Consider the following 1,013-nt stretch of genomic DNA (forward strand, 5'->3'; position numbering starts at 1 on the left):
TGGGGGTGCGGACGAAAACTTGGACAGGTCTATGACGCAAGGCCCAGACTGTTTCGATATTCGATTGGGCTTCGCCCGCCAAGTGATATTTTGATGCGATTTTCGTTATACCATCGAATATAGGCATCAACATCTTCAATGAACTGTTCGAGCGTAGTGGTCTTCCAATCACGGGGATAAAAGAGTTCTGTTTTCAGCCGCCCAAAGAAACCCTCACATGCTGCATTATCTGGCGAACACGCCTTGCGGGACATTGATCGTATAAGCCTCGCATCATTGGTTCGCGATAACCAGCCTGGCCAGCGATAATGGGCACCCCTATCTGAGTGCACAATGGGTCGTTTATCTTCATTGGTCACCGTTGCGATAGCGGCATCAAGCATTGTGTTGACCAATTGGGCATCTGGGCTTGTTCCAATAGTCCAACTAATGACCAGGCCATCGAAACAATCAATGATGGGTGAGAGATAAATCTTGCCAGCCGGAATTCGGAACTCGGTGATGTCAGTCAACCATTTCTCGTTAGGCGCTGCGGCCTTGAATTCGCGATTAATGATGTTCTCTGGTGCCGGACTGATTTCTCCCAGATAGGAGCGATATCGCCGGCGCTTTGGCATGGCAACAATCAGGTTCTCCTGTTTCATTAACCGCCGCACAACTTTCTCTGAGATTGAAACACACTGCCTTGCCAATGACGCCTGTAGCCGGCGGTAGCCGTAGCAGCGATGGTTGCGTTCAAAGATTTCAGTGATGCTGTGACGAATAGCGAGATATTTGTCTTCCATCTGCAAACGGGTTCGATGGTAAAAATACGAACTGCGCGCCAGCCCTAACCGGGTCAGCAGTTCTGGAAGCTGATAAAGATCTCTGAGGGCGTTAACCAGCAATGTCTTCTCCCGGTTACTCAGGAGTTGCAGATCAACGCCCAGGCCTTTTTTTATCAGTTCAGTGGCCTTCTTCAAAAGATCGCGCTCAAGCTGTAATTGCCGGATGTCGCGCTGCAGAACTTCGAG

The 1,013-nt window shown here is 49.8% G+C and carries 1 protein-coding gene; it reads right to left on the minus strand.

The window, feature by feature from the left end; genetic code table 11:
• Positions 1-29: 29 nt before the first annotated feature.
• Positions 30-1,013 (minus strand): IS3 family transposase (locus EDC90_RS20780; protein ID WP_132314405.1); only part of this gene is annotated, 984 nt, incomplete at its 5' end.

This window comes from Martelella mediterranea, assembly GCF_004342225.1.
Classification (GTDB): Bacteria; Pseudomonadota; Alphaproteobacteria; order Rhizobiales; family Rhizobiaceae; genus Martelella; species Martelella mediterranea_B.